Here is a 19,301-nt window from a genome sequence, read left to right as displayed (position 1 = left end):
CCGGCTTTACCTCGCCCTCACGCCGACCCGAACCGGTCGGCGACTTCGTCCACGGTTTCGAAGGCGACGCCCGGCGCGTCGGCGACGTGTTCGACGAACGATTCGAGCCGGGCGAGCCGGTGGGACTGCCCGATGACCTGCGGGTGCATCGTGAGGACGAACACGCCGCCGTCGACGTTGTCCACCATCCAGTCGAACTGCTCGCGCCACTGGCGGAACACCGCTTTCTCGTTCGCGTAGCCCCGCTCGCGGTTGAAGGCGAACGCCGGGAAGTCGTCGCGTTGCCACGAGACAGGCACCTCGACGATGTCGGTCTCGGTGCCGCGTTCGAACGGCGCGTCGGCGGGCGCGGCCCACCCCTCGCGGATGCGGTACGGCTCGAAGTCGGTCGCCATCTGGCTCGAGTCCCACTCGAAGCCGAGCTCGTCGAGGATGCCGAGCGTGTGGGTCGAAAAGTCCCACGAGGGCGAACGGTAGCCGGTCGGCCGCCGACCCGTGAGGTCGACGATGCTCTCGACGCCACGTTTCACGTCGTCGTACTCCGCCGCTCGCGACTCGTACTGTCGCGGGCGGGTGTGGGACCAGCCGTGGTGCTGGACGTCGTGGCCGCGGCTCCACACCTCCTCGGCGGCCTCGGGGAAGCTATCGATGGTGTGGCCCGGCGTGAACCACGTGGTCTCCACGCCGAACTCGTCCAAGAGGTCGAGGACGCGGGGCGCGCCCACGTCGACGCCGAAGAGTCCTCTCGACAGTTTCGTCGGGCTGTCCGGCGATTCGAACGAGTGTATCCACGAGGAGACGCCGTCGAAGTCGAAGGTGAGGCAGACGCTGTGGTGAGTCACGCTTCGACGTACGAAAATAGATGTGATAGCTGTTTCCATGCCGCACTCGCGGGACGCGGCCCACGCCGGGTCGATTCGCGGACTCCCGACCCGCAGGTTACCGAAACGCCGGCGCGACGCGCTCGGCGAACAGCTCGGCGCTCGTGGTCTCGGGGAAGTCCACGAACTCCACGACGACCTCGTCGAAGCCCATCTCGTCGAACGTCTCCAGTCGCTCGCGGACTTGCTCCGGCGTGCCGACGAGCGGGTACTCGCTGTCGGCGACGTTCTCGGGTTTGAACCGCGGGAAGTGCTCGTCGAGCAGGGCGTCGAGTTCCGCCTCGTCCTCGCGGAGCAGACACCGTGCGAACCACGAGCGCTCTATCTCCTCGAACGGACGGCCGTAGCCCTCGCAGTGGCGTTCCAGCACGTCCAGTTTGTGTTGCATCACCTCCGGCGGCCCCCAGAAGTTCCACGAATCGGCGTACTGGGCGGTGATTCGGAGCGTGAACGACTCGCCGCCGCCGCCGACCATGATGGGCGGATGCGGGTCTCGGACGGGATGCGGCTGACACATCGCCTCGTCGAGGGTGTAGTAGTCGCCGTCGAAGCTGACCGTCTCCTCGGTCCACAGGCGCTTGAGCATCCGAATCGACTCCTCGAGCATCCGGAGGCGAGTCGGGGCGTCCGGCCAGTCGTAGCCGTAGGCCCGCGCCTCGCTCTCCTTCCAGCCGGCACCCATGCCGAGTTTCAGCCGTCCGTCGCTCACGGCGTCGAGCGTCGCGGCCTGCTTGGCGAGGAGCGCGGGGTTTCGGAAGTGGTTGTTCACCGTCTTCGGGTAGAGGTACACGTCCTCGGTCTCGCGGGCGATGGCGGCCAGCGTGACGAAACACTCCGTCGTCGGGCCGCTGCCGGTCATGACGTGGTCGGGGACGGCGACGCCGTCGAAGCCGAGGTTCTCCATCGCCACGGCGAACTCGACCTGCGCGTCCCACGAAATCTCGTCGCAGAACGCCAACTGGGAGTGAACGGAGTCGCCGGCGCTGGTCGGAACGTTGACTGCGAACTGCATACGAACGGCTCACGCGCGACCACGAAAACAGTTACCACTCCACTCACCGCGTTATTCGCCTCGACCGCGTCGTTCGCACCGCGCTCGGCTCCGACAGTACCGCTCGTCGGCACCCCGACAGTACCGCTCGCCGCCACCCCAACACGTACTACGGTTCGCGCCCTCCCGAACCACATGACGGACAATCAGCGCGCGGCAGTCGTGACCGGCGCGTCCAGCGGTATCGGGCGGGCGGTCGTCGAGCGACTCCGAGCGGACTACGACTACGTCGCTTGCTTCGATATCGAGACCGGCGAGACCGACTGGGACGACGAGCGCGTCCACGAGTTCGCCGTCGACGTTCGCGACCCCGACGCGGTCGCGGACGCGGTGGCGGCGGTCGAATCGGTCGCCGACGTGGCGGCGCTCGTGAACAACGCGGGCATCTCGCGGGCCGTCTCTCTCGCGGACCTCGACCCGGACGAGTGGGACCGCGTCCTCGACGTGAACCTCAAGGGGCAGTACGTCGTCGCCCGCGCCGTCGCGCCGGCCATGGTCGAGCGCGGCGAGGGTGCCATCGTCAACGTGTCGAGCGTCGCCGGCCTCCGCGGGAGCGCCACCGGCGGCGTCCACTACTCCTCATCGAAGGCGGGCGTCTTCGGGCTCACGAAGGGGCTGGCGAAACAGCTCGGCCCCGAGGTGCGCGTCAACTGCGTCGCGCCGGGGCTCGTCGAGACGCCGCTTCTCACCGAGTCGAACCTCTGGACCGAGGAGGCGCTCGCCGAGTACGCCGCCGACCTCCCGCTCGAACGCATCGGGACGCCCGAGGAGGTCGCCGACGTGGTCGCGTTCCTCTGCGACGGCGCGGGCTACGTGACGGGCACGGTGCTGACGGTCGACGGCGGGTCGATGCTCCGGTGACTCGCCGGCCGACCGCGGTCACGGACAGTTCCGAGTTGCGCCGGGCCGAACCGAGTTGGTCGTCAAATATATCGAAAACAAACATATATCAAATACCGGAACTACTGTCGCTCGTCCGAATACCTTCGGGCGATTCGCCGTCGGTCGGTCTCTCCGTCGGTTCGACACGCCCCGCCCGTCGGTCGCGATAACGCTGCCCGGCGAAAGAACGCGCTACTCCGCCTCTGTGCCGGATTCCATCCACTTTCTGTGCGTCCGAGATGACGACCGGACGAGCGCGGTCGGATTGGTTGTCGTGTCCGCGGTCATCCGTGACTTCGACGACCACCCCGCCGACCGAATCCGTCTATTAGAGGGACAAGCCGTCTATCACGGGCCGGAAACTGGGGATACTGGCGAATGGGAAGATTGGCCCGCGGTCATCGATTTGATGTGACAGTGGGCGGGCGGGGAGTCGAGAACGAGACCCGACTAACATACGTGTGAATCGACTGTTCTTGTGACTATCTAGAAGTCAAACAATTTGGAACCCCGTTCGTCCCGCAACGTTGAGCCTTTCAAAACATATTACGCCGCCGCCGCTGTACCGGACGCTCGGGCACAACCATGGACTACGTCAAAGAAGACGACACGGTCGTCGTCAGGCTGGACCCCGGCGAACAGGTCCTCGACTCGCTCGCGACGGTGCGCGACGAGTTCGACATCGAACACGGCTTTCTCACGGGTATCGGCGCGGTCGACTCCGTCACGCTCGGCCACTACGACGTGGGCGACCAGGAGTACCTCGAAGAGGAGTTCACGGGCCAGTTCGAGGTGACGAGCTTCCTCGGCAACATCGGCCCCGACAAGATTCACACGCACATTCAGGTCGGCACGCGCGACTTCGAGACGCTCGGCGGCCACTGTTCCGGCGCGCGCGTCTCCGGGACGTTCGAGGTCGTCATCCACCTCGGCGAGACGCCGTTGACCCACCACCTCGACGAGCGGACCGGTCTCGACGTGTTCGACATCTGAACCGGGCCGGACCGGGGCGGGCCGAACTGAACCGGACTGACCCGAGTGAGCCGCAGTGCGGACACTCGGTTCCTTTTCTGCGCGGCTGTCGCGGGTCGAGAGCGGCGCGCTCGTCGGGCGACGAGTGAGGTTCGGAGAAAGAAAAGACGGTGCTGTCGGGGCGTCGGCCGGCGGTGGAGGGCCGAAGCGAGGGGGGCTGGAGGGCGCGTGGTCGGCGGACTGGCCGACGCCCCGAGCGCACCGAACGAGGGTTCCGGGGGGTCGTCCGCCGACGCGGGGTCCGCCGCGGGGACGCGACCGGGGACCGGTGGTCGCGCCGCCGTCGGCGGGTCGCAACCGCCGGTCCGTTGGAGCGCGGCCGGCGGCAACTATTCGTAGTCGACAACCCACATTGGCGGTTCCTCGGTAACTACCGTAAGTTACGTGAGTAGCATGAATAGCGTGTATATATCTCTATTCGGCGTTTATGGGTCCTCTACCGTTCGCTCACGCGAGAATCTCCCAACCGAATGACTTTCGACGCGGGAAGTCGTGGCCGAGAGTGACAGATGAAACGACACCTCCGCGTTCACATCGTCCCCCTGTGGCGCGAACACGACCGCATCGTCGGCCCCATCGAGGACGACCGGCCGGACAAGGTCTACCTCCTCGAACACGAGGACCCCGCGGTCGAGCGCCCGACCTACCACGACGCGGTCGTCGACCGCATCGCCGACGTGGTCGGCACCCCGCCTGACGTCGAGTACCTCGACCTCTTCGACATGTACGAGGTGATGGGCGCGATTACGACCATCGCCGACTGGCACCCCGACGACTTCGTCCGCGTCAACGTCACCGCCGGCACAAAGCGCGCGGCCGTCGGCGCGACGATGGCCTGCATGGACGAACGCACCGACGCCGAACCGTACGTCGTCGACCCCGAGGTCCGGCCGCACGGCCTCGACGCGCCGGTCACCGAGGGCTTCGCGCAGGCGTCGCTCCTGACGACCTACCAAATCGACTCGCCCTCCCCCGACCAGGTCGCCGCGCTCGCCATCATCGAGGCCCACGACACCGACGCCAAACACGCGAAGAAGAAGACGCTCATCACCGAGGCGGCCCGCTACGGCCTCGAGTTCATGCGCGGCCGCGTCGACGGCGAGGCCGCCGACTACGAACCCGTCACCGGTGACTACAACGTCCTCGACAACCGCGTCACCGCGACGCTCGAACATCAGGGCTACGTCACCGTCACCCAGCGCGGCACCCGCCGCTACCTCGAACTCACGGAGGAGGGCAGACAGACGCTCCGCGCGTTCCGACACCGCGCCGAATCGGTCGTCTCGGACCTCGAAGCGCGGACCGACGACCCGTCCGAGAACGTCGATTTCGCCCTCGACAACCCGGTCGACGCGCTCGTCGAGGGCCGGTAAGCTGCGTCGTTAGTCTCTCCTTTTCGCTGTCGCCCCAGGGACAACTGTTAGTACGGTAGCGACGGGACACAGACATGTATGCCCTCCAACATGCACACGCGCAGAGCCGTCCTCGCGGCCGGCGGCGCGACCGCCCTCGCGTCGCTCTCAGGCTGTGTCGCCCGCGCGTTCAGCACCCTCGACGTCGAGCGCGACTACCGACGCGACGCGCCCGTCGGCGACGTGACGGGCGCGTGGCCGACCTACCAGCGCGACTTCGCCAACACCGGTTACACGACCGACCCCGGCCCCTCGGCGGACGCGGGCGTCGAGCGAATCGCGTCCGGCGACGCGGCGCTCGCCACCTCAGTCGCGGTCGCCGACGCCCGCGGCGTGCTCGGCTACAGCGACGGGGACGGCGAGGACGGCGTGTATCGCGCGCTCGACCTCGACGCCGAGACCGCTCCCGCGGACTCCGACGACGCGTGGACCGTCGACTACGCCTACGGGAAGTCCACGCCCACGCTCGCCGGCGACGCGATGTTCGTCTCGACCGCGGAGTTCGTCGCGGCCTACGACGCCCGGACCGGCGAGCGGTGCTGGCGGACGAGCGAGGGCGGGTACGGGACTCCCGCGAACGCGCCGGTGCTCGCCGCGGAAACGCTCGTCGACGGCGGCGGTTCGACCGTCTTCGGGCGCGACCCCGCGACCGGAGAGGAGCGATGGAGCTACGACGCCGGCAGGGCCTCGCCCGGTCTCGCCGCCCGCGACGGCGTCGTCTACACGCCAATCGGCGTCGACCACGAGCAGACCGGCGTCGCCGCGCTCGACGCCGCGACCGGCGAGGAGCGGTGGCGACGCGAGGACCTCCCGCAGAGCGCCGTCCCGCTCACGGTGGACGACGCCCATCTCTACTACAGCGCTCACCGCGGGAACGTGCTCGCCCTCGCCCTCGAAGATGGGTCGACGCAGTGGCGGGCGTCGGTCCCGCTCCCGGAGAACGGAAGCCCGCAGACAGCCGTCGCGGACGACACGCTTCACGTCCAGTCCTCGCGGGGGAGTCTCGCCGCGTTCGACGCCGCCGACGGCGCGACGAAGTGGACGCTGTCGCTCGATGCGGATACGTTCGCCCGCCCGCCGGTCGTCGCCGGCGACACCCGGTTCGTGGCGAGCGACGACCGCCTCTCGGCCGTCTCGGCGGCGTCCAGCGAGGTACTGTGGTCGAAGGCGCTCGACGTCCGACCCACCGGCGGCCTGTCGGTCCGCGGGTCGGAACTCTACTTCGCCGGGACGGGCAGGAACCCCGGCGTGTTCCGCGTAGCGGACTGAGGCCAGCGGGCCGTCGCCGCGGTTGCCGACGTGACGCCGAGTTCACACCTCACGACGCGCTCGCCGTCACTCGAACGTGTACGTCCGGTACCGTCGAACCGCGTACCGGTACGAACCGTAGGAGACGCCGACGGTCACGAGGAGGTACAGCCCGAGCCCGGCGGCGAGAAGCGGCGTCGCGGAGAGGTGCCCGGTGACGCCGAACCACGTGGCGACGAGGCCGATGACGGTGCCGGGGCCGACGACGAACATGAACGCCATCAGCACGAGCGTCGAGGGGACGACGGTCGTCGCGCCCCAGAACTCGCGTTCCTCGTATATCGGGTACGCCGCGCCGATGCCGACCGCGAAGGCCGCGGCGGCGACGCACATGAACACGCCGACGAGCGCGAAGCCGACCGCCGACAGCGGCGACGTGCCGAGGGCGACGGTCGCCAGCGGGAGCGCCGCGGCGACCGGCACCCCGAGAATCACGCCGGCGAGCACGCGACCGCGAACCAGTTCCCGCGGCGCAGTCGGAGTCAACAGCAACATCGGGAACTGCGGGCGGTCGTCGCCGATGGGGTTGAGACCGAACGTCGCGCCCGCGAGGTAGGTTCCCAGGCCGGCCCCGCTCGCGGCGAGCAGCGGGCCGAGGCCGTCGGCCGAAGACTGGACGATGGTCGTACCGAGCGGGCCGAGGAAGAACACCAGCATCACGAGGTGCGTGAACTTCTGGGGGTGGCGGACGCCGCGGACGAGTAGTCCCCACGCGACGTGGCCCCCGTTCGTCCCCGCGAGCGGTTTCGGCGTCGAGAAGCCGCCGGTCGAATCGGTCGCCTTCGCGCCTGCCGCCGACGAGCCTCGGTCGCCCCCCGTCGCGCGGTCGGTGAACCAGAGGGCGCTCGCCTGTCGGGTGGCGACGGCAAGGCCGACGGGCGTGAGTGCGACGATGGCCGCGAAGGTGACGACGGCGGCCGCCGAGAACGGTCGGGCGAGCGGAGTCCCGACGAATGCGAGCGCGAGGTAGTCTGCGAGCGGGCCGACCGTCAGCGTCGCCGCCAGCCACTCGAGCGGGAGCGACCCCTCGGCCAGCAACCGCCCGAACGACTGCGAGACGAGGACGAGCCCGACCATCGCGACGAAGCCGACGACCTTGAGGGTGCGCCGGACGCCGGGCAGGCGCTTGAACGCGCGGAGCACGGCGACGCCGACCGCGTAGCCCCAGACGGTCGTACAGCACGCCAGCGGGGCCGCGACGACGGCCGTCGTGAGCAACAGCGACGGCGCGCCGAGGCCGGCCGTGAACGTCGCGGCGACGACCGCGAGCGGGAGCCCGAACCAGAGTCCAATTCGACAGATTTCGGCGGTGATGAGTCCGATGACGACGGCCCGCGGATGAACCGTCGTGAGCACGAGCGACTCGTTTTCGACGCGGCCGATGCGTTCGAGCGTTCGGAACGTCGCGAGGAGCGCGAGCCCCACCGGTATCGCGGTGGCGACGAGGTCGAAGAAGGGAATCTCGGTCACGGACTGCGCGCCCCGGCCGACGACGTAGACGGCCGGGAGCGAAAACAGGAGGCTGCCGCCGAAGAACAGCAAGAGCAACAGCAGGCCGATGATTCGGCGCGTCTCGGAGGCGTACCCCCGGAGGCTCCGCACGAACTCGGCGCGCCCGATTCGCAGGCCGTGGCGAACGTCTCGTCGGAGGCTCATTCGTCGGCGACACCCGACAGCTGCGTCTCGTCGCTCGTGACCGCGAGGAACGCGTCTTCGAGCGAGCCCTCGCCGCCCGTCTGGGCGCGCGATTTCACCTCGTCGGGCGTCCCCTCGGCGACGACGCGACCGTCGAACAGGACGCCGACCTCGTCGGCGACGGCCTCGACCACGGGGAGGATGTGCGTCGAGAGGAAGACCGTCGCCCCCGCGTCGGCCACGTCGCCGATGGAGGTCCGAATCTGTCTCGCCGCGCGGGGGTCGAGCCCGGAGGTCGGCTCGTCGAGAAACAGCACGTCCGGCTCGTGGAGCACGCTCTGGATGAACGCGGTCTTCTGTTTCATCCCCTTCGAGTACGTGCCGATGCGCTTGTTCGCGTCGCCGACGAGGTCGAACTGGTCGAGCAGGTCGTCGATGCGCGCCTCGGCGGTCTCCGACGGGATGTCGCGGAGGTCGGCGACGTAGTCGAGTTGCTCGCGGGCGCTGAACTCGTCGTACAGCGGCGGCGTCTCCGGGAGGTAGCCGACGTGCGGCGCGAGTTTCCTGCGGTCGCTCACGTCGAGTCCGCAGATGCGGACCGAGCCCGAGGTGGGCTGTGAGAGCCCCGTCAGGATGCGCATCGTCGTCGTCTTCCCCGCGCCGTTCGGCCCGAGAAATCCGTACACCGTTCCGCTCGGAATCGACAGCGAAACGCCGTCGAGCGCGACCTCGGAGCCGTAGGACTTCCTGAGGTCGGTCGCTTCGACGGCGACGTCCGCGTCCGCGTTGGTGGAGGGCATGGGACGGCCCGCGTTTCGCCCCCCGGACGCCTAACGGTTGCGAATTGATACACGTCCGACAGAAATGGCGGCGGTTCGCGGCGGCGTCAGGGGTTTACTCCCTCGGGGTTCGCCGGGCGAATCGACCGGTAGAACGCGGTCGAGTACGCGGCGAAGAAGCCGCCGGTGAGACCGCTGACGAGGACGAGGCCGACCGCGATGGCGACCATGCCGACGACGCCGACGGTCGGAAGGCTCGAAAACGCCGACGCGGCGGTCGCGCCGGTTTCCGACCCGGCCACCGCGGCCCCCTGATGCTGGAGCGACGGGGTGAGTAGGAGCGAGGCCACGCCGCCGACCACGCCGGCGAGGAGGCCGCCGAGTCCGACGATGACGGAGTAGCCGAAGACCGACACGAGGTTGTTCCTGACGCACGAGATGCTGCGCTTGACGCCGTCGACCGCGCCGAGGTCGTCGATAACGATGGCGTGACCGAAGAACTGCATGACGAACACCACGGCGAGGTAGGTGAGAGTCACGGCGAGGACGATGACGGCCAGAACCGCGAGCGTGGCGGTCCCCGGTTGGCTGCCGCTCCCGATGAGGAGGAGGCCAAAGAACAGCGAGGCGAAGACGCCGATGAACGCCAACACGAGGTTGACCGCGAGCAGGCTGAAGTAGACCGCGAGCAGCGAGACGTAGTGCGACTTCCCCTCGTTGACGAGCGTCCCGAGCGAGGTGTGACCGTCGATGGCCTCGTTGGCCATGCCGAGGACGCCACCGAGGAAGAACGGGACGACGAACACGGTGAGGCCGCTGAATCCCAGCGAGACGATGCTTCCGATGAGCGGGCTGACCGCCTGCGCGAACAGCGACGGGAGTTGGATGAGGCTGAACGCCGCGGCGACGACGAACAGTATCGGGTTCCGTCTGAGAGAGCCGGCGGCTGTGCCGATGGCTTGGAGGGCTGCCATACCGACCACGTCTCCGCACCGAGCAAAGAATGTTGGGTTGACAGGTCGTCTCGCGCGTCCGGTCTCCGACCCTCGATTCGGTCGCAAACGAGCGCGAGACGGCTCGTGTCTCTGAGATTGCGATTACACCTGTACCCGTGTAATCGACGTTTTCACGCGTGACTGGCCCGATCACGGAGGAACGAATCGACCGCGGCCGCGACCCGCTCGGGGTCGTCGCCGGGGCCGCCGTGACCGAGCGCGTCGAACTCGACGAACCGACTGGTCGGCAGGGAGTCGTGGACGTTTCGGGCGCTCTCGCGGAGGAAGTCGGGGCCGCCGGTGCCGGCCATGACCACGGTGGGTGCGTCAACGTCCAGGCGGGCCGGAAGCCGGTAGCGTTCGACGGCGCGGTTCATCCGGACGACCTCCTCGGCGAGGGCCACGCAGTCGGGCCAGACGGGCCACTCGTCGAGCCACGCGTCGAGGTCGTTGATGCCGTCGGGGTGGAGCACCTGCTCGACGTAGCGTTTGACCGCCTCGCGCCGCTCTCCCGCCTCGACGAGCGCGGCCATGCGCTCCGAGAGGTCCGCCTCTCTCCGGTACGCCTCCGGGAGCACCGCCGGCTCGTAGGCGGCGACGGCGGCCACCCGCGCGTCGGTCGCCGCTTCGAGAGCCGTGAGCGCGCCGAAGGAGTGACCGAACAGCGCCGGGTCGCGTCCGGTCGCCTCGCGAATCTCGTCGACGGCTTCCCGGACGTACTCGACCTCGCGCTCCAGCACCGCCTCGGCGGGCGTCGTCTCGACGTCGTCCAGACAGGTGCCGAAGTCGGGTCGCTCCGGGACGACGACCTCGTAGCCGTCGAGGTGCGGGACGACCGCGTCCCAGTACGCCGGCGGTGCCATCCCGCCGTGACAGCACAGAAGCGGCGCGCCGCTCCCGAATCGCTCGTCGGACAGTTCTGTTCCGCGTTCGAATCGAATCGGTTGCATCGCGGCCTCGCTTGTCGCCGGCGGCGACTAAGTCGCACTCTCAGCCGTGCGGTCGTTTAAGTGGCCTCCGAGGGCGGGCGACCGCCTCGGCCGCTTCGACACGTCCATGACCGACCGCCGAGACAGCGGACGTATGGGTCTCATCGCCGAGTTCGACATCGACTGCGACGCGCTCCCGCTGACCGGGGTCGCGGCGGCGGTTCCGGAGGCGACGCTCGCGTTGGAACTCCAGTACAACCACGGCGAGCGGCCGATGTTCATCGTGACGGTCACCGGCGGGGCACACCGGGCACTCGAAACCGCCATCGACGACGCCGTCGACGTGGCCGACTGGACGCGAATCGGCGAGTCGGGCGAGACCCGCCGGTATCAGGCCGTCCCGGCGCTGAGCTTCGAAGAACAGCTCGGTGACAGCCTCGACGACCTCACCGGGCTGGAGGCCCTCGCCACCGCCGACGCCATCATCGAGCGCATCGAAGTCCGACGGGGTGGTTGGCGACAGACTGGTTGGTTCGCGGACCGCGACGCGTTCGGGCGGTTCGCATCGTTCTGGCGGCGGAACGCCGGCTTCGGGCTCCGGCGCCTCGCCCGCGACGGCGACCCCGAACCGCCGGGCGAGGGGCTCACCGACCGACAGGACGAGGCGCTCCGGACGGCGTACGAACTGGGCTACTTCGACATCCCCCGCGGGGCCACCCTGCGGGAGGTCGCCGACGAACTCGGCATCACCGCTTCTTCGACCTCCGAGCGACTCCGACGCGCGCAGACCCGGCTCATCGCCGAGACGGTGGCGACGACGTGGCCGCCGCTTCCGAACTGACGGGTCGACGAACCACTCGGGTCGGTCCCGCCCGAAGACCGACCTAACTGAGTCGGACGACGGCGCCCCGGCCGGCGAAGTAGACGCCGCCCTCGGCGACGCTCGGGCCGATGTCGAAGCGCTGGCGTTTGCCCGCCGCCAACTCTTGTCGCGTGTTTCCGGTGGGGGCGTCGAGGACGGTTATCGCTCCCCCGCTGTCGTCGTGCGTCGGGACGAACACGGTCCCCGCGCCGACGGCGATGCCGCTCGCGTAGCTTCCGGCGTAGTTTCGGTTGTCCCAGCAGCGGGTCCCGTCGGCCAACGCGAGCGTGACCAACCGGTCGTCGGTCGCGACGTACACCCGGCTGCCGTCGGTCGCGATGGTCTCGGGCCGCCTCGGTCGACTCTCGCCGCCCGCCCGCTGCGGTTCGAGTCGATAGCGCCAGCGCTCCGCGCCCGTCTCGGCGTCGAGTCCGAGCACGCTCCCGGCACCGGTCCCGACGAGGACGGTTCCCTCGACCACCGAGACGTTGCACGCGATTCGGGCGCTCGTCTTCGCGCGCCAGCGCTCCGTCCCGTCGGCCGTCGCCAGCGCCCGGACGTAGGTGTCGTCGCCGGCGGTGTAGACGGTGTCGCCGGCGACGGCGGGCGTCGAGTCGGAGGGGAATCCGGTCGCGGCCCGCCAGCGGGTCTCGCCGGTCGAACGCGACAGCGCGTGAGTCGCGACGCCCGCTTGGACGTAGACAGTGTCGCCCGCGACGATGGGGCTCGCGCCGAAGATGCCGCCGCCGAGTCCCTCCCGCTTCCAGCGTCGGTCACCCGTCGCCGCGTCGAAGGCGTGGGTCTCCTCGCGGGTCACGACGACGAGCGTTCCGTCGCCGACTGCGGGCGCGGGCTCGGGGTCGGTGAGCGGTCTGGTCCACGTTCGCTCGCCCGTGTCGGCGTCGACCGCGGAGAGTTCGTCGTCCATGTCGTGGACGTAGACGGTGCCGTCGGCGACGACCGGGACGTGGTGGCCCACGTAGGTCTCCACGGGCACCGTCCAATCGACGGCGAGGTCGCCCTCGGGGACGGCCTCGGACGCGACGGCCCCGGTGTTCGTCGTCGGACCCATCACGCCGCGCCAGTCCGCGGTCGCCGGCTCGACGGGGTCGTACTCGGGGCACTCCCCGCTCGTCGGGTTGTGCTCCGACCGCGTTCCGAGACAGCCCGCCGCGCCGACGGCGGCGGCGCTTCCGAGACTCGCCAAGAGTCGACGCCGAGTCGGTCGCTGGCCGGTGTCGGTCATGCGACCTTCACCACCCCGTGGTGCGCGTGGGTTAGATACATCGCCTCCTCGGTGATGACCGGCGACGCCATCGGCCGCCTGTAGTACGGTTCGGCGAAGTAGTTCCCCGACTGGAGCCACTCGTCGGCGTCGCCGCCCCACAGGCGCGTCCCGTCGGCGGCGTCAACGGCTCCGGTTCGGAGGTAGACTCGCCCGTCGGCGACGGGCGGGCGAGCGAGATACGGGAGGGTCGTCGGGTCGCGGTCGTGGCTCGGCGGCGCTTCGTTCACCACGCGCCAGCGCTCGCCGCCATCGGTCCGGGAGAGCGCGTAGAGGTTCTTCGCGCCGACGTAGACTCGCTCGCCGTCGACCGTCGGCGGGCCGGCGGCCTCCGAGCCGGTCACGAACCGCCAGCGCTCCTTGCCGGTGTCGGCGTCGAGCGCGTAGACGGTTCCGCCGACGGTCGCGTACAGCGTGTCGTCGGTGACGGCGAGGCCGTTGGGCGACCGGCCGTACCGGCCGTCGAGCACCGTCCGCCAGCGCCGCCCGCCGCCGTGGTCGTAGCCGAGGACGACGACCGCCTCGCGCTCCCGCTCGAACGGCGTGAAGGCGGCGTAGACGCCGCGGTCGTCGGCGACGGGCATCGTCGTCTCGACCGGCTCGTCCGGGCCGACGAGGAGTTCGAGCGCCCCCGGCCGGTCGGCGGTCCACAGCCGGTTCCCGTCGCTTCCGACGGCGTGCAGGCGGCCGTTCCCGCTTTCGACGTACAGTCTGTTTCCGTACGCCGTCGGGGTTCCCAGCCGGCCGCCGAGGTCCGCGGCCCACTCGCTCGACCCGTCGCTTCCGACGGCGTGGAGGGTGCCGTCGTAGCCTCCGACGACGACGATTCCCGGGTCGTCGCCGACGACCGCGGGGCCGCCGCTGAGCCCGTCCGGGAAGCCTTCGACCCACCGGACCGACCCGGACTCGGCGTCAATCGCGGCCAGCGGGCTGGTGAAGTCGTCCGGCCTGTAATAGTGGGTAGCGAGTCCGGTGACGTAGACGGCCCCGTCGGCGACGACCGGCGGGGCGAGCGCGCCGTAGAGCGGCGGGTCGAGGCTCCCCCGCGAGACGCTCCACGAGACGGTTCCCTCGGGCGGGCCGGCCGGTGCGTGGCCCGTCGCCTGCGGGTCGTAGCCGGTGGTCGGCCACGCCGTCGTCGGCGCGTCGAACGTCGCGTCCGGAGACGGTGGTGAGCCACCGCACCCGGCGACCCCGCCCGCGAGCGCGACTCCGCCGGCGGCCAGTACCTCGCGTCTGGAGAGCATACGACCGCCGTCTCGGCGCGGGATAAAAACCTTCGTGGCTCCCCGCTCGAAGGGTTCGCCGGCCGCGGCCGGTCGCGCCGCCGTCGAAACCAACAGGAGTATTATCAGCCGGTCCACACGTCCTCGCTGATGCCCTCCTATTCGCGACGCGACGCGCTGAAGGCTCTCCCGGCGCTCGCCGCTGGCCTCGCCGGCTGTGCGAGTCTCACGGGCCACGAGGACTCGCTCCCGATGCCGACCGCGTGGACGGCGGGCGTTCGGACTCCGACCCGCGCCCTGCGCCCGCCGTCCGGCCCCCTGCTCGTCGGAACCGGGAGCCCGTTTCACGCCGACCCGATGGTGTCCGCGCTCGACCCCGAGACCGGCGAGGAGCGCTGGGCGGTGACCGGCCGGAAGGGCTACCGGTCGCCGCTCGGCGTCGACGACCAGTATGCGTACCTGTTCTCGAAGGCGGGACGGGCCACGGCGGTCGATTACGAGGCGGGCGAGCGAGCGTGGAACATCGGGCTGACGGGCGTCGGTAGCGCCGACCCGGGCGTCGTTCAGTACCCGCCGGTCGTCGCCGACGACACCGTCGTCTTCCCCATCTCGGGCACCGAAAACGACGTGGTGGACCGACTGCTCGGGCTGTCCCGCGAGGACGGCGAGCAGCGTTTTCGCGCCGAACTTCCGGCGTCGCTGGCCGGCGCGCCCGCGTCCGCACCCGCCGGAGGTGGCTCCCAAGCCGGTGTCATTGCGCCCATTCTGGACGGAACAGTCCGCCGGTTCGCCACGGATGAGTCCGAATCGTGGCGCGCCGACGTGGGGGCGTCCCCGTCGTCGGTGGCGGTCGCCGGCGACACCGTCTTCGTCGGGAGCGCGACCGAGGAACTGTTGGCGCTCGACGCGGCGACCGGCGAGCTTCGGTGGCGCGGGTCGCTCCGAAACACCGTGTTCGCCCGGCCGCTCGTCTCCGACGGCCGCGTGTACGTCGGCGGCGCGGACTACTTCCTGTACGCCTTCGACGCCGAGACGGGAACCCGACTGTGGCGGCGCGAACTGGCCGGCCCCGTGACCTGCGGACCGACCCGCGTCGGCGACCGACTGGTGACCGTCGTGGGGTCGGACCTCCTCGTCCGGGGGCACAGCGGGACCGTCCCGTTCGAACCGACCGCGCTGTACGTCCACGCGACCGACGGCACCCTCCTCGGCGAGTACCGGTTCGAGGGCTACCTCGACGGCGGCACGGTGAACTGGGTCGTCGCCGCGGGCGACGGCGTCTACGTCGGACAGGAGTGGCAACTCGCTCGCCTCGACGCGGAGGTGCTCGATGCCGAGTGAGCGTCCGGAGCGGACGGGTTCGGCCGGAAGCCGGGAGCAAACCGTCACCCGCCGCGAGGTGCTCGGGACGCTCGCGGCCGTCGGCTCGCTCTCCGTCGCCGGCTGTAGCTCGATTCCCGGACTCGGCGGGAGACGACCGGTCTGGCGACGCGATATCGACGGGGCGTTCATGGCCGGCCCGCCCGCCGTCACCGACGAACTGGTCCTCGCCGGGATGCAGGACAAGGCGTTGTACGGCCTGCGGCGCGAGGATGGGTCGACCGCCGTCCGGTTCGAGACCGGCGGCCCGATAGAGACGCGACCCGTCGCCCCGCCGTCCGGCGGCCCGTACCACGTCCACAGCACCGACGGCGACCTCTACGCCGTCGATTCCTCGGGCGACGAACTGTGGCGCGACGAGGGCACGGCCCATCGAGCGAGACTCGTCCGCACCGAGTCGCTCGTCGCCGAACTCGATTTCGCCGGCCCCGAGAACACGCTCACCGGATACGACCCACAGACTGGCGACCGACGCTTCCAACGGGCGGTTTCGTCGTACTCCCTCGACGGTGTCGCCGACGACTCGGTCGTGGTTCGCGTGCCGGTGAGCGAGACTGAATCGCGCGTCGTCTCGCTCTCGCCGGCGGACGGGAGCGTCCGGTGGCGGACCGAATCCCAGCCGCGGCACCCCGCGGTCGTCGCGGACTCCCGACTCGCCGTCGCCGTGTGGGACGGGACGCTGGTGGCCTACGAACCGTCGAACGGGAGCGTTCGCTGGCGAACCTCTGTCAGCAGCCCCGGGCGCACGATGGTCCTCGGGTCGCAGTTGTACCTTTCCCACGACCGACCGGACGGGCACGCGGAACTGCTCGCGTTCGACCGGAAGACGGGCGAGAAGCGGTGGGCGAATCCCGTGGGCTATCAGATCCGGTCGGTCGAGGCCACGGACGACGCGGTGTTCGTCGGGAGCCGCGTCGACGACCCCGACGGCGGGATTCTCGGCCGAGTCGACTGCTTCGGCCTCGACGGCACGCGGCGGTGGCAGACCGTAACCGGACTCCCGTCGCTGGACTCGCTCGCCGTCACGGGCTCCCGCGTCGTCGCCGGCTGGGACCGGGGCTTCGAGGTGCTTTCCCGGGAGTCGGGCCAGACGCGGTGGTCGTACGAACCAGACTCGCACAGCCGACTCTCTCTCCGCGTCGAGCCGTCGTCGGTGTTCGTCTCGTACGTCGACGACGGCGCAGTCGCGCGGTTCCCGCTGGAGTGACCGCGAGGACGACGCGGCTCGTTGCCTCGCGTCGCTTCGACTCGACTACGCGGCCACCGCGGCACGCCGGTAGTGGATGAGTGCCGTCGCACCGGCGACCAGCCCAACAGCGATAGTCACGCCGTGGAACGCCACCGGAGGGACCGCCTCGACGACCCCAGCCGAGGACGTGGCGACCAGCGTTGTTCGGACGGCGCCGAGCCCCACTTCGGCCGCGAGAAGTGGCGCGAGCAGGAACGTTGCTCCGACCTCCGCGCTCCACCTCGTCGGGTTTCGGTCGCGGCGTCTCGCGTGTCGATACGTCGCGGCCGCGGTCACACTCCCAAGGAGCGCCGCCGCGGCAAGCGTAATCGGGCTCACGGTTCTGTCGTCGCTCCGCGAAAATGTAGTCTTTTTGTCTGTTCTGTTCTGTTCGGTGTCGACGACGCGGTCTCCCACTAACTTATTGACGTACCGAGGAGATACTTCGCTAACGAGGCACACGAACCGATGGACGACACACGTCACGCGCCCCCGCTGGAGCGCCTCGTCGAATCAGCCGAAAACCGCGCCTACGAGGCGGTGAGCGGGGCGCTCGGGGAGCTCCGAACGGCGTCGACCGAGGACCGAAAACGGGCGCTCCGAGAGCTTCGGCGCCTCGCCGACGACCGGCCGACCGCGTTCGAGTCGGTCCTCCCCGCCGTCACGCCCTTTCTCACCGACGACGACCGCGCCGTCCGGCTGTTGACCGCGAAGGCGCTCGTCGCGGTCGCGGAGGCCGCTCCCGACGCGGTCGCTCCCGCCGTTCCGTCGCTCGCCGAGCGACTCGCCGACGAGGACGAGTTCTACTACGTCCGCGCCCGGTCGGCCGAGGCGCTGGGCTACGTCGCGCTCGAACACCCCGACGCGGTCGCCTCGCCGGAGGTGCTCGCGGACCTCCGCGTCGGTCTCTCGTTCGACGAACCCGAGGTGAAACAGAAGCTGGCGAAGGCGCTCGAATGCGTGGCGCTCGGCGACCCCGGTCGACTTCGCCACCGCGTCTCGGCGCTCGCCGAACACCTCGACGACCGGGACGAACTCGTCCGCTATCACCTCTGTACGGCGGTGGCGGTCGTCGGCTGCGACGCGCCGGATTCGCTCGCCGAGGCTCGGACGGCGCTCTCGGCACGGCTCGCCGACGAGAACGCCTTCGTCCGGGGCCGCGCCGCCGAAGCGCTCGGACTGTCAGTCCGTGGGGGCGGCGAGGCGGTTCGGGTACCGGATTCGGTGCTCGACGCGGAATCCGACGAGGCGGCCGAGTTCGTCGCCGAACGGGTCCGCTTTCTCCGGGCGGCGTCGGAGGGAGAATCACTGGAGTCACCGGCCGAAGGCGTTGGGTCGCTGGCCGGCGTTCGGGGCACGACCGACGACGCGGTCGACGAGATGACGTCGCCAGACGCCGACGGGAAGTGCCCCCACTGCGGCGTCGACCTCCCCGAGGGCGCGCCGCCGATGTGTCCGAGCTGTGGCGCTCCGTACTGAGTCGAGCGCGCGGTTACTTCCGGTAGCCTCCGGGAGTTACTGCGTCTCGCCGTCGCCGACGGCGAGGTTGCCGGGTCGCTTCAGTCGTCTGCGTCGGCCGTCGTCTCGGTCTCTAACTCGGCTGAAACGGGGGGAAGGCCGTGGACGAGTGCGTCGCCCGACGCCGTATCGAAGAGGTGGACGTTCCCCCGGTCTATCACCACTTCGACGTCCGTGTCTTCTCGAATCGTCGAGTCGGGCTCAACGCTCATCAGCAACTGGTCATCAGCCCCTGACTGGTCCATCGAGGTTCGGCCTTCGCCCAACAGCATGTACGCGAATATCTCGTCGCCCATCGGTTCGAGAATATCGACGCGCGTGGCGATGAGCGAAGAGGGGTCTTCGACTTCGACGCGCGCTCCGCTGGGATAGATGTCTTCGGGACGAATCCCGATGGTTACCTCGTCACCCACGTCCACAGCCTCGACAGACGCCGGATCGAACGCGAGCGAGAAGTTTGCTGTCGAGAGCGCGTCTTCTGTGACCGTCGCCTCGGCGAAGTTCATCGAGGGCGAGCCGATGAAGCCGGCGACGAACAGGTTCGCGGGCTCGTTGTAACAGACGAGCGGCGGGTCGATCTGCTGGAGTTGGCCAGCGTCAAGGACGGCGATACGGTCCGAGAGCGTCATCGCCTCTTCTTGGTCGTGGGTGACGTAGATGATGGTCGTGTCCAGTTCCTTGTGGAGGCGCTGGAGTTCGGTTCGCATGTGGACCTTGAGCTTCGCGTCGAGGTTCGCTAACGGCTCGTCCATGAGAAAGACATCGGGCTCACGGACGATGGCGCGGGCGATGGCGACGCGTTGTCGCTGGCCGCCGGACATCTCGTCGGGCATGCGTTCGAGCATGCCCTGCAGCTGGACGATTTCGGCGGCGCGCTCGACGCGGCGCTCGATTTCCT

Annotated in this window: 19 protein-coding genes; 9 read left to right on the top strand and 10 right to left on the bottom strand. The window is 69.6% G+C overall.

Annotated features, from left to right (window positions below; all coding sequences use genetic code 11):
• Nucleotides 1-17: 17 nt before the first annotated feature.
• Together DEQ92_RS12450 and DEQ92_RS12445 are read right to left on the bottom strand one after the other, a co-directional pair.
• A complete protein-coding gene (locus DEQ92_RS12450; RefSeq protein ID WP_004971999.1) occupies nucleotides 18-842 on the bottom strand; it encodes a polysaccharide deacetylase in 825 nt (274 codons plus the stop codon).
• 97 nt (nucleotides 843-939) lie between these two features.
• The gene (locus tag DEQ92_RS12445) at nucleotides 940-1,893 is read right to left on the bottom strand and encodes a TIGR03560 family F420-dependent LLM class oxidoreductase (RefSeq protein WP_115820892.1); all 954 of its coding nucleotides are present in this window, start codon (nucleotides 1,891-1,893) and stop codon (nucleotides 940-942) included.
• Between the two features lie 174 nt (nucleotides 1,894-2,067).
• Here DEQ92_RS12445 and DEQ92_RS12440 point away from each other — a divergent pair, with 174 nt between their 5' ends.
• From DEQ92_RS12440 to DEQ92_RS12420, 5 genes are all read left to right on the top strand, one after another.
• The gene (locus tag DEQ92_RS12440) at nucleotides 2,068-2,793 is read left to right on the top strand and encodes an SDR family NAD(P)-dependent oxidoreductase (RefSeq protein ID WP_004971995.1); all 726 of its coding nucleotides are present in this window, start codon (nucleotides 2,068-2,070) and stop codon (nucleotides 2,791-2,793) included.
• A gap of 606 nt (nucleotides 2,794-3,399) precedes the next feature.
• Nucleotides 3,400-3,807, top strand: a complete 408-nt coding sequence (locus DEQ92_RS12430) for a PPC domain-containing DNA-binding protein (protein ID WP_004971991.1) — start codon at nucleotides 3,400-3,402, stop codon at nucleotides 3,805-3,807.
• A 207-nt stretch (nucleotides 3,808-4,014) separates the two neighbouring features.
• Complete coding sequence (locus DEQ92_RS23445) at nucleotides 4,015-4,185, top strand: hypothetical protein (protein ID WP_158546594.1); 171 nt, start codon at nucleotides 4,015-4,017, stop codon at nucleotides 4,183-4,185.
• Between the two features lie 170 nt (nucleotides 4,186-4,355).
• On the top strand, nucleotides 4,356-5,219 hold the full coding sequence (locus DEQ92_RS12425) for a DUF6293 family protein (protein WP_050460093.1): 864 nt from the start codon (nucleotides 4,356-4,358) through the stop codon (nucleotides 5,217-5,219).
• 78 nt (nucleotides 5,220-5,297) lie between these two features.
• On the top strand, nucleotides 5,298-6,527 hold the full coding sequence (locus tag DEQ92_RS12420; protein ID WP_115820891.1) for a PQQ-binding-like beta-propeller repeat protein: 1,230 nt from the start codon (nucleotides 5,298-5,300) through the stop codon (nucleotides 6,525-6,527).
• A 66-nt stretch (nucleotides 6,528-6,593) separates the two neighbouring features.
• On the opposite strand, the gene DEQ92_RS12415 is transcribed toward DEQ92_RS12420, so the two are convergent.
• From DEQ92_RS12415 to DEQ92_RS12400, 4 genes are all read right to left on the bottom strand, one after another.
• Nucleotides 6,594-8,222, bottom strand: coding sequence for a hypothetical protein (locus DEQ92_RS12415; RefSeq protein ID WP_058567779.1), 1,629 nt, complete (start codon nucleotides 8,220-8,222; stop codon nucleotides 6,594-6,596).
• Nucleotides 8,219-9,001, bottom strand: coding sequence for an ABC transporter ATP-binding protein (locus tag DEQ92_RS12410; RefSeq protein ID WP_115820890.1), 783 nt, complete (start codon nucleotides 8,999-9,001; stop codon nucleotides 8,219-8,221). The genes DEQ92_RS12415 and DEQ92_RS12410 overlap by 4 nt, the downstream gene beginning before the upstream one ends.
• A gap of 86 nt (nucleotides 9,002-9,087) precedes the next feature.
• A complete protein-coding gene (locus DEQ92_RS12405; RefSeq protein ID WP_050460097.1) occupies nucleotides 9,088-9,954 on the bottom strand; it encodes a hypothetical protein in 867 nt (288 codons plus the stop codon).
• Nucleotides 9,955-10,106: 152 nt separating this feature from the next.
• Nucleotides 10,107-10,925, bottom strand: coding sequence for an alpha/beta fold hydrolase (locus tag DEQ92_RS12400; protein WP_115820889.1), 819 nt, complete (start codon nucleotides 10,923-10,925; stop codon nucleotides 10,107-10,109).
• A 133-nt stretch (nucleotides 10,926-11,058) separates the two neighbouring features.
• On the opposite strand from DEQ92_RS12400, the gene DEQ92_RS12395 reads away from it, so the two are divergent.
• On the top strand, nucleotides 11,059-11,745 hold the full coding sequence (locus DEQ92_RS12395; RefSeq protein WP_115820888.1) for a helix-turn-helix domain-containing protein: 687 nt from the start codon (nucleotides 11,059-11,061) through the stop codon (nucleotides 11,743-11,745).
• A gap of 43 nt (nucleotides 11,746-11,788) precedes the next feature.
• On the opposite strand, the gene DEQ92_RS12390 is transcribed toward DEQ92_RS12395, so the two are convergent.
• Together DEQ92_RS12390 and DEQ92_RS12385 are read right to left on the bottom strand one after the other, a co-directional pair.
• On the bottom strand, nucleotides 11,789-13,012 hold the full coding sequence (locus DEQ92_RS12390; protein ID WP_050460100.1) for a PQQ-binding-like beta-propeller repeat protein: 1,224 nt from the start codon (nucleotides 13,010-13,012) through the stop codon (nucleotides 11,789-11,791).
• Nucleotides 13,009-14,298: a PQQ-binding-like beta-propeller repeat protein gene (locus tag DEQ92_RS12385; protein ID WP_115820887.1), complete on the bottom strand. Its 1,290-nt coding sequence runs from the start codon at nucleotides 14,296-14,298 to the stop codon at nucleotides 13,009-13,011. The genes DEQ92_RS12390 and DEQ92_RS12385 overlap by 4 nt, the downstream gene beginning before the upstream one ends.
• 129 nt (nucleotides 14,299-14,427) lie before the next feature.
• On the opposite strand from DEQ92_RS12385, the gene DEQ92_RS12380 reads away from it, so the two are divergent.
• Entirely contained in the window at nucleotides 14,428-15,618 is a 1,191-nt protein-coding gene (locus DEQ92_RS12380; RefSeq protein WP_115820886.1) for a PQQ-binding-like beta-propeller repeat protein, read from the top strand.
• On the top strand, nucleotides 15,608-16,864 hold the full coding sequence (locus DEQ92_RS12375; RefSeq protein WP_058567784.1) for a PQQ-like beta-propeller repeat protein: 1,257 nt from the start codon (nucleotides 15,608-15,610) through the stop codon (nucleotides 16,862-16,864). The genes DEQ92_RS12380 and DEQ92_RS12375 overlap by 11 nt, the downstream gene beginning before the upstream one ends.
• Before the next feature lie 45 nt (nucleotides 16,865-16,909).
• Here the strand turns inward: DEQ92_RS12375 and DEQ92_RS12370 are convergent, their stop codons facing one another.
• Nucleotides 16,910-17,302 (bottom strand): hypothetical protein, encoded by a 393-nt coding sequence (locus tag DEQ92_RS12370; protein ID WP_233516862.1) that lies wholly within the window; start codon nucleotides 17,300-17,302, stop codon nucleotides 16,910-16,912.
• 51 nt (nucleotides 17,303-17,353) lie between these two features.
• Here DEQ92_RS12370 and DEQ92_RS12365 point away from each other — a divergent pair, with 51 nt between their 5' ends.
• Nucleotides 17,354-18,364: a HEAT repeat domain-containing protein gene (locus DEQ92_RS12365; protein ID WP_115820885.1), complete on the top strand. Its 1,011-nt coding sequence runs from the start codon at nucleotides 17,354-17,356 to the stop codon at nucleotides 18,362-18,364.
• An 80-nt stretch (nucleotides 18,365-18,444) separates the two neighbouring features.
• Here the strand turns inward: DEQ92_RS12365 and DEQ92_RS12360 are convergent.
• A partial coding sequence (locus tag DEQ92_RS12360) for an ABC transporter ATP-binding protein (protein WP_115820884.1) occupies nucleotides 18,445-19,301 on the bottom strand: 857 nt, incomplete at its 5' end.

Source organism: Haloferax sp. Atlit-6N, assembly GCF_003383195.1.
Lineage (GTDB): Archaea > Halobacteriota > Halobacteria > Halobacteriales > Haloferacaceae > Haloferax > Haloferax gibbonsii.
Note: the sequence above shows the minus strand (reverse complement) of the source record. Positions and strands in the feature narration are given on the sequence as shown.

Bases quoted from the DNA above. Each gene is read 5' to 3' on its own strand.
- DEQ92_RS12390 (WP_050460100.1), bottom strand. From the start codon at position 13,012: ATGACCGACACCGGCCAGCGACCGACTCGGCGTCGACTCTTGGCGAGT.
- DEQ92_RS12405 (WP_050460097.1), bottom strand. From the start codon at position 9,954: ATGGCAGCCCTCCAAGCCATCGGCACAGCCGCCGGCTCTCTCAGACGG.
- DEQ92_RS12420 (WP_115820891.1), top strand. From the start codon at position 5,298: ATGCCCTCCAACATGCACACGCGCAGAGCCGTCCTCGCGGCCGGCGGC.
- DEQ92_RS12375 (WP_058567784.1), top strand. From the start codon at position 15,608: ATGCCGAGTGAGCGTCCGGAGCGGACGGGTTCGGCCGGAAGCCGGGAG.
- DEQ92_RS12415 (WP_058567779.1), bottom strand. From the start codon at position 8,222: ATGAGCCTCCGACGAGACGTTCGCCACGGCCTGCGAATCGGGCGCGCC.
- DEQ92_RS12430 (WP_004971991.1), top strand. From the start codon at position 3,400: ATGGACTACGTCAAAGAAGACGACACGGTCGTCGTCAGGCTGGACCCC.
- DEQ92_RS12385 (WP_115820887.1), bottom strand. From the start codon at position 14,298: ATGCTCTCCAGACGCGAGGTACTGGCCGCCGGCGGAGTCGCGCTCGCG.
- DEQ92_RS12425 (WP_050460093.1), top strand. From the start codon at position 4,356: ATGAAACGACACCTCCGCGTTCACATCGTCCCCCTGTGGCGCGAACAC.
- DEQ92_RS12410 (WP_115820890.1), bottom strand. From the start codon at position 9,001: ATGCCCTCCACCAACGCGGACGCGGACGTCGCCGTCGAAGCGACCGAC.
- DEQ92_RS12395 (WP_115820888.1), top strand. From the start codon at position 11,059: ATGGGTCTCATCGCCGAGTTCGACATCGACTGCGACGCGCTCCCGCTG.
- DEQ92_RS12365 (WP_115820885.1), top strand. From the start codon at position 17,354: ATGGACGACACACGTCACGCGCCCCCGCTGGAGCGCCTCGTCGAATCA.
- DEQ92_RS12380 (WP_115820886.1), top strand. From the start codon at position 14,428: ATGCCCTCCTATTCGCGACGCGACGCGCTGAAGGCTCTCCCGGCGCTC.
- DEQ92_RS12400 (WP_115820889.1), bottom strand. From the start codon at position 10,925: ATGCAACCGATTCGATTCGAACGCGGAACAGAACTGTCCGACGAGCGA.
- DEQ92_RS12445 (WP_115820892.1), bottom strand. From the start codon at position 1,893: ATGCAGTTCGCAGTCAACGTTCCGACCAGCGCCGGCGACTCCGTTCAC.
- DEQ92_RS12440 (WP_004971995.1), top strand. From the start codon at position 2,068: ATGACGGACAATCAGCGCGCGGCAGTCGTGACCGGCGCGTCCAGCGGT.